11 protein-coding genes and 1 tRNA gene are annotated in these 6,874 nt (G+C 59.7%); 6 read left to right on the plus strand and 6 right to left on the minus strand.

The genetic code is table 11. From position 1 onward, the window contains the following. Window positions 1–128 precede the first annotated feature (128 nt). From VL202_RS13530 to VL202_RS13540, 3 genes are all read left to right on the plus strand, one after another. Window positions 129–1,292 carry a M20 aminoacylase family protein gene (locus VL202_RS13530; RefSeq protein ID WP_325464630.1) on the plus strand — a complete coding sequence of 388 codons (1,164 nt, stop codon included), beginning with the start codon at window positions 129–131 and terminating at the stop codon, window positions 1,290–1,292. 35 nt (window positions 1,293–1,327) lie between these two features. Continuing rightward, window positions 1,328–1,792, plus strand: coding sequence for an Lrp/AsnC ligand binding domain-containing protein (locus VL202_RS13535; protein WP_325464631.1), 465 nt, complete (start codon window positions 1,328–1,330; stop codon window positions 1,790–1,792). A 121-nt stretch (window positions 1,793–1,913) separates the two neighbouring features. Further along, entirely contained in the window at window positions 1,914–2,276 is a 363-nt protein-coding gene (locus VL202_RS13540; RefSeq protein WP_325464632.1) for a hypothetical protein, read from the plus strand. A gap of 89 nt (window positions 2,277–2,365) precedes the next feature. Here VL202_RS13540 and VL202_RS13545 read toward each other — a convergent pair whose 3' ends face one another. Continuing rightward, entirely contained in the window at window positions 2,366–3,406 is a 1,041-nt protein-coding gene (locus VL202_RS13545; RefSeq protein ID WP_325464633.1) for an NAD(P)-dependent alcohol dehydrogenase, read from the minus strand. Between the two features lie 221 nt (window positions 3,407–3,627). Here VL202_RS13545 and VL202_RS13550 point away from each other — a divergent pair, with 221 nt between their 5' ends. The 3 genes from VL202_RS13550 to VL202_RS13560 all read left to right on the plus strand — a co-directional run bounded on the left by VL202_RS13550 (window position 3,628) and on the right by VL202_RS13560 (window position 5,218). Beyond that, entirely contained in the window at window positions 3,628–4,563 is a 936-nt protein-coding gene (locus VL202_RS13550; protein WP_325464634.1) for an AraC family transcriptional regulator, read from the plus strand. A gap of 119 nt (window positions 4,564–4,682) precedes the next feature. Further along, complete coding sequence (locus tag VL202_RS13555; protein WP_325464635.1) at window positions 4,683–4,910, plus strand: hypothetical protein; 228 nt, start codon at window positions 4,683–4,685, stop codon at window positions 4,908–4,910. 140 nt (window positions 4,911–5,050) lie between these two features. Then, the gene (locus VL202_RS13560) at window positions 5,051–5,218 is read left to right on the plus strand and encodes a hypothetical protein (RefSeq protein ID WP_325464636.1); all 168 of its coding nucleotides are present in this window, start codon (window positions 5,051–5,053) and stop codon (window positions 5,216–5,218) included. Window positions 5,219–5,285: 67 nt separating this feature from the next. Here the strand turns inward: VL202_RS13560 and VL202_RS13565 are convergent, their stop codons facing one another. The 5 genes from VL202_RS13565 to VL202_RS13585 all read right to left on the minus strand — a co-directional run bounded on the left by VL202_RS13565 (window position 5,286) and on the right by VL202_RS13585 (window position 6,864). Further along, window positions 5,286–5,561: a DUF2934 domain-containing protein gene (locus tag VL202_RS13565; RefSeq protein WP_325464637.1), complete on the minus strand. Its 276-nt coding sequence runs from the start codon at window positions 5,559–5,561 to the stop codon at window positions 5,286–5,288. A 221-nt stretch (window positions 5,562–5,782) separates the two neighbouring features. Then, on the minus strand, window positions 5,783–5,962 hold the full coding sequence (locus VL202_RS13570) for a hypothetical protein (RefSeq protein ID WP_325464638.1): 180 nt from the start codon (window positions 5,960–5,962) through the stop codon (window positions 5,783–5,785). 6 nt (window positions 5,963–5,968) lie between these two features. Beyond that, window positions 5,969–6,295: a hypothetical protein gene (locus VL202_RS13575; RefSeq protein WP_325464639.1), complete on the minus strand. Its 327-nt coding sequence runs from the start codon at window positions 6,293–6,295 to the stop codon at window positions 5,969–5,971. 74 nt (window positions 6,296–6,369) lie between these two features. Further along, complete coding sequence (locus tag VL202_RS13580; protein ID WP_325464645.1) at window positions 6,370–6,699, minus strand: hypothetical protein; 330 nt, start codon at window positions 6,697–6,699, stop codon at window positions 6,370–6,372. Window positions 6,700–6,787: 88 nt separating this feature from the next. Further along, window positions 6,788–6,864: transfer RNA gene (locus tag VL202_RS13585), tRNA-Met, on the minus strand. Window positions 6,865–6,874: the final 10 nt, after the last annotated feature.

A 6,874-nucleotide genomic window follows, 5' to 3' on the forward strand; every position in this document is an offset into this window, starting at 1 on the left:
TTCGGGAATTGCCTCGTATCGTCCGGCTATTTAACCTATATGGCGAGGTGATGGCAAAGACCATTCTTAACATGTCGATGCCAAAGATCCCGTATCCCATGCCCGCAATGGACCGACAGGAACGAACAATGCCCATTCTGAACCGCGCAGCCGAACTTCAAAACGAAGTGACCGAATGGCGCCGCCACATCCACACGAATCCGGAACTGCTGTTCGCCGTCGAAAATACGGCAGCTTTCGTCGAAAAGAAACTGCAGGAATTCGGCGTTGACGAAATCGTGACGGGCTTGGGCCGCACCGGCGTCGTCGGACTGATCAGGGGCAATCTGGGCGAAGGCCGCACCATCGGCCTGCGCGCCGACATGGATGCGCTGCCGATGACGGAAACCAGCGGCAAGCCCTGGGCGTCGAAAACGGCCGGCAAGATGCACGCCTGCGGCCATGACGGTCACACAGCGATGCTGCTGGGGGCGGCAAAATATCTTTCGGAAACCCGCAACTTCAAGGGCTCGGTCGCTGTGATCTTCCAGCCGGCCGAGGAAGGTGGCGGTGGCGGCAACGAGATGGTCAAGGACGGCATGATGGAGCGTTTCTCGATCGCCGAAGTCTACGGCATGCACAACATGCCGGGCATGCCGCTCGGCGCGTTCGGCACGCGCCCCGGCCCGATCATGGCATCGACCGACGAATTTTCCATCACCATCGATGGCCGCGGCGGCCACGCCGCCCAGCCGCATAAGACTGTGGACCCGATCGTTATCGGTTCGCAGATCGTCAATGCTCTGCAAACCATCGCCGCGCGCACCGTTGACCCATTGGCGTCCGTCGTCGTGTCGGTGACGAAGTTCAATGCCGGCTTTGCCCATAACATCATCCCGGAACAGGCCATTCTGGCCGGCACCGTGCGCACGCTGATGCCGGAAGTGCGCGATCTTGCCGAACAGCGCATCAAGCAGATCACCGAAAGCCTTGCCGCCGCCTACGGTGCCAAGGCCAGGGTCCACTACGGCCGCAACTATCCCGTCACCGTCAATCACCGCCAGGAGACAACCTATGCACTGGCGGCTGCCGCCGATATCGCCGGCGAAAACCAGGTTTCGGGCGATCTCGATCCGATGATGGGCGGCGAGGATTTTTCCTACATGCTGCTTGCCCGCCCCGGCGCCTTCATCTTCATCGGCAATGGCGAAAGCGCCGGCCTGCACAACCCGGCCTACGACTTCAACGACGAAGCGATCCCGCACGGCATCTCGTACTGGGTGAAGCTCGCCGAAACGCGGCTGGCCGCCTGATCCCGCAGACCGACGGATGAGATGAGGATCGCGCCATGCACGAGATAGACAAGATCGACCGGCGGATCCTCAACATTCTCCAGGCTGACGGGCGCATCACCAACCTGGAACTGGCCGACCGCATCGGCCTTTCGCCGACGGCCACCAGCGAACGGCTGCGCCGGTTGCTGAAGGAAGGTTACGTCTCCGGCTTCGGTGCGCGGCTCGATCCGCACAAGCTGGGCTTCGGCCTGCTCGTCTTCATCGAGGTCATGCTCGACAAGACGACGGCCGAGGTCTTCGACAAGTTCGCCGCCGCCATCAAGCAGGCCCCCTCCGTGCTCGAATGCCACATGGTGGCCGGCGGCTTCGACTATCTCGTCAAGACCCGTTTCGAGGACATGGCCGCCTATCGCAACTTCCTCGGCCACGTGCTCTGGGCGCTGCCGGGCGTCAAGGAAACGAGAACCTACGCGGTGATGGAAGAGATCAAGAACGACGGGCCGCTGCCGCTGGCTTGACAGTCGAAAATGCTTTTGCACCAATGTTGGGCTGTATGTCCAACACCCCTTTCAAACCACCAGAATTCCGCTTAGGGTCCCGCCGCTGCTCGATGATAGGGCGCTTTTGGGGAGGGGTTCAATGCGGAAATTCATGATTGCCGCCATGCTTTCGTTCGCGGCCGTCTCGACTGCGAACGCACAGACCGTCAATGCCGGGAAATATACTCTTGAGGGCACCAACCTGGACGGATCGCCTTATAAGGGCACGGTGGAAATCACGCTGGCGAGCGACACGACCTGCGTCATCGAATGGGATACGGGCGGCTCGAAATCATCCGGCGTCTGCATGCTGAACGGCGATGCGTTCGCAGCCGCCTATATGCTCGGCGACGCGATTGGTCTCGTCGTCTACAAGGTCAACGGCGACGGCACGCTTGATGGCAAATGGACCATTACCGGCAAGGATGGCTCCGGCACCGAAGTGCTGACGGAAGCCAACTGATATCCGTCGGGATCACCGCAATCGCGCGGTCCACAAGGCAAAAATCCTCCCCCGCTTTCCGGGGGAGGATCGCTATCAGGCCTTCGCTCTTACAGCGTCGCCATGTCGATGACGAAGCGATAGCGCACGTCGCTCTTGATGACGCGCTCATAGGCTTCGTTGACCTGGTCCATGCGGATCAACTCGATTTCCGAGACGATATTGTGCTTGCCACAGAAATCCAGCATTTCCTGGGTTTCCTTGATCGAGCCGATCATCGAGCCGGAAATGTTCTTGCGGCCCGGAACCAGCGAGAAGGCGTGAACCGGAACGGCATTTTCAGGAATGCCGAGCAGGACCAGCGAGCCGTCGACCTTCAGCAGACCGAGATAGGCGTTCCAATCGATTTCGGCCGACACCGTGCACAGGATCAGATCGAACGTGCCGGCCAGCGTCTTGAAGGTTTCCGCATCGCTGGTGGCGTAATAGTGATCGGCGCCGAGCTTGAGGCCGTCTTCCTTTTTGGAGAGCGACTGGCTGAGCACGGTGACGTCAGCGCCCATCGCATGGGCAAGCTTGACGCCCATATGACCGAGACCGCCCATGCCGACGATGGCAACCTTCTTGCCGGGACCGGCCTTCCAGTGGACCAGCGGCGAATAGAGGGTGATGCCGGCGCAGAGCAGCGGCGCGGAAGCGTCGAGCGGCAGGTTCTCCGGAATCGACAGCGCATAGCCTTCCTTGACGACGATACTGTCGGAATAACCGCCATAGGTCGGCGTCACGCCATCCGCCTCGAAGGCGTTATACGTGCCGATCAGGCCGGGCATGTAATGCTCGAGATCGAGATCGCGGGTCGCGCACTGGGTGCAGCTGTTGACGAAGCAGCCGACGCCGGCGCGGTCGCCGACCTTGAACTTCGTTACCTTGGAACCGACAGCGGTGACGATGCCGGCAATCTCATGACCCGGCACCATGGGGTAGCTGGAATTGCCCCATTCGTTTCGGACCTGATGAATGTCGGAATGGCAGATGCCGGAGAACTTGATGTCGATGACGATATCGTCATCATTGGGTTCGCGCCGCTCGAAACTGAAGGGCTGAAGCGGTTTCGACGCATCCGTCGCCGCATATCCTCTTGCCAGGGCCATGGGTTACTCCTTTAATTCTGTGAAACGGGGTTTGACGTGGAAGCACGATCGGCCTCGCCCCGAGTGCACTATGCAACAGCAGCAGAAAAGGCGTTAGAGCGATCCTGCAAGATTCTTGTACAATCCTGCAAAAGAGAGAAATCGCATTTTGAAATCCTGCATCGAATGACTAAATCCGGAAACGCCAAATGAATTCTAAATGACTGGAAAGGCTTTCGATTATGACGAATTCAAGAACCTATCGCAGTCAGGAACTGATCGGCCTCATTGCCCGTTACGCCACGGAAGATGGCGATCATCCGACCGCTATCCCCGGCCTCAGTGTCCATCGGCGTTCGGCAATCGGCATGAAAGCCTGTAGCGCCTACAAGCCGAGCCTGGCGCTGATCGCGCAGGGTGCGAAACAGGTGGTTCTGGGCAACGACGTCTTGCGCTATGGCGGTACGGACTATCTTTTGACCTCGATCGACCTGCCGGTCACCACCCAGATCGTCGAAGCATCGGACAACAAACCCTACCTCAGCATGACCTTCCAGATCGACACCAACCGGATCGCCGGCATGCTCGACCATGCGACGGACGGAAACAGCACCACCGCGGCGCGCGGCATGGCAGTGAGCACTGTGACGCCCGAACTCGAGGATACCGCCATCCGGCTGTTGCGGCTACTCGACCGGCCAGACGATATCCCCGCGCTGTTGCCGCTGATCGAGCAGGAAATGATCTACCGGCTTCTGACTGGGCCGCAAAGCGGTCGCCTGCGCCAGATGGCGGTAACCGAAAGCCAGTCGCACCAGATCAGCCGTGCCTGCGTCTGGCTGAAAGAGCATTACGCCCTGCCGCTGAAGATCGAGGACCTGGCGAGCCGGGTGAGCATGAGCGTCTCCTCGCTGCATCATCACTTCAAGGCGATCACCGCCATGAGCCCGATGCAGTACCAGAAGCAGCTACGGCTGCAGGAGGCGCGCCGACTGATGCTGGAGGACATGCTGGACGCCGGTTCGGCCGGTCATCAGGTCGGTTATGAAAGCCAATCCCAATTCAGCCGCGAATATGCCCGTCAATTCGGCGAGCCGCCGCTGCGCGATGTCGGCCGCGTGCGCCGCAGCCTGATGGACCGGCTGACCGGCGGGATGGAGTTGCTGAGCGAAGGCTAACGCTGCAAACAAGACCCGACCGAAAACCCGCTTTTCCAGGGGGCGGCATCCCGAATCCTGGGGATCGACGGTGCGTTTTTCCTTGGCCATAAGCGCCGGGGAACGGGGAGAATCACCACATGATGCCAGTCACCGTCAAAATGAGCGCCTGGCGGCAGGGAGAACTGCTGCGCGAACCGACTTTGCTGACGACGGTCGGCCTGCGGGAAACGCTGCTCAAGGCGCTCGATTACGATGAAGCCCGTGTTAATTTCGTCTGCCGGCAGGTGGAGGAAACCGGCGTCTATGAGCTTGGCGGCATACGCGGCGATTTCACCACGATGATCGAAAAGATCCTGCATTCTTAGCGTTTCGCCTGAATTTTCCGAACGCTGCCGGCGAGCATCGAACCGCCGGCAATGTCGATGTTTCAAACTTTAAGCTTTTTCTCGACCGCGACTTAACCGGCTCGCGGTATGCTTTTTGCGAACCATGAGAGGAACGCATGATGCGGGACCAGTCAAGAAACGCCTATTCGGCATTCGCGGAAGACCACCGGGAACTGGGAGCAGAAAAGCGTCCCTTCTCGCCAACGCTGCGACTGAAGGCTCTCATTGTTGCCTTTCTTCTCTGCCTGATGTTCTGGGGCGCCGTGTTCTATTTCTTCACGCGGTAGCAACGGTCCTCCAGGAACCCTGGCATTTTGCGGGTCCATCCCTCGTCCTTCGGCCACCCTGGATCAATCACGGCTGCTCGCGCGTCCCCGGCGCCGCCTCGCGCTGGTCGGCATCCTCCAGATCCGCATCCACGACATAACCGTCGCTACGCTGCCGGGCGGCCTCCCGCATCGCATCGAGGTTCGGCCGTTCGTCCGGCTCGATCCCGCCGCCATCGACGGTGCCATGATCGATCTCATGCTCCGCCTGAAGCCAATGCGCATTCTCCCGCCCATCCGGCGAGCCCGCCTCCTGCCATAGGCTGTGCGCCCGCTCCCTGATCCTGGTTTCACGATCTGACATGAGTCTGTCCTTTTCATCATCCGGCCATTGGCACGAACACCCGAACGGGCGAAATGTTCCGCATGGGTGATGCGGTTGAGGCCAAAAGAAAAGCCAAAATCTCTGAGAGAGATCTTGGCTTTAAACCGACGCGCATGGGGGAATGGCATCAGTAACGTCGAAGCGCTGAGGGGGCTTCGCTTCGACAGGTGGTAAACACGCGAGTGACGGTTTGGTTCCCGTCACTGAACAGGCGGCTTGCCTTTTGCCAGCATCAGCAGGTCGAGTTCGATCGATGAGGGGCCGAAGCGCTCATGGAGCGTACGGGCCTCCTCTTCGCTCAAATCGTATTTCCGCCGGAACTCCTCGAGAGAATAAGGCTCACCGCGTTTTTGCCTGGGTTTCAGCCTGGGTTCCGTCATGAGACATTACCAGTAGCGCCGGCGGATGATCGGCTCAGGCTGGGAAGCGGCGCCGAGAATATAGCCGATCCCAAGCCCGATCGCAGCGGCCACGAACAGCACGCTGCCGGTCGCCGCCGGATGCTCGCGCGCCGTTTGCGCGATCGCGTTTCCTTCGGCCCTGGCAACGTCAGCCGCCTTCTTGGCGGCCGGCGCTGCCGCATCGACGGCATTGGCGGCGCCATGGCGTACATCCGAAAAAGCCTGGGCCCCCTGCGCGGTGACGATCTTGGTCAAACGCGAGACCTCGGCGCGCAGAGATTCGATATCCTTGTTGGTCGTGGCTTCGGCCATGTCTTTCTCCTTCGTTGGTTGCACTGCAACGCACCAAGGAGAAAGATGTTCCCGAAGAAAGGAATTCTGACCGTCTAGCGCACCGGGAACCACCGCCTGTAAAGCAGGACTGAAAGCACGAGAACCACAAAGGCAGCCGGCCAGAAATCCGTCATCTGATCCCATGACCATCGCCACATCGCATATCCATCCAGATGCGGCGGTGGCATATCGACACTGATTTCGTAATCCCGCTTTTCACGCCCATGAAAATGGCCGCCCGCAAACGCAAGCCCGACCAGGATCGCAACGCGTCGTTCATACAGCAGCATCGCCGCCAGCCCGACAAGCCCCGCCATGACGAGAGCTTCAGCGATATGGCCGAGCCAGTCGAAATGTGATTGGAAATAGGTCCAGTCGATCATGCCGACAATGTCGGACAAACAATAGCGGCGGGCAAGGCTGAAATAGCCGCTCGCCCGATCATTTGAATGCATTCAACTGAGAGAATGTTGGTAGCGGGAGAGGGACTCGAACCCCCGACACGCGGATTATGATTCCGCTGCTCTAACCACCTGAGCTACCCCGCCATCGGACTTC

It is taken from the genome of Pararhizobium sp. (genome assembly GCF_035497515.1).
GTDB lineage: Bacteria > Pseudomonadota > Alphaproteobacteria > Rhizobiales > Rhizobiaceae > Pararhizobium.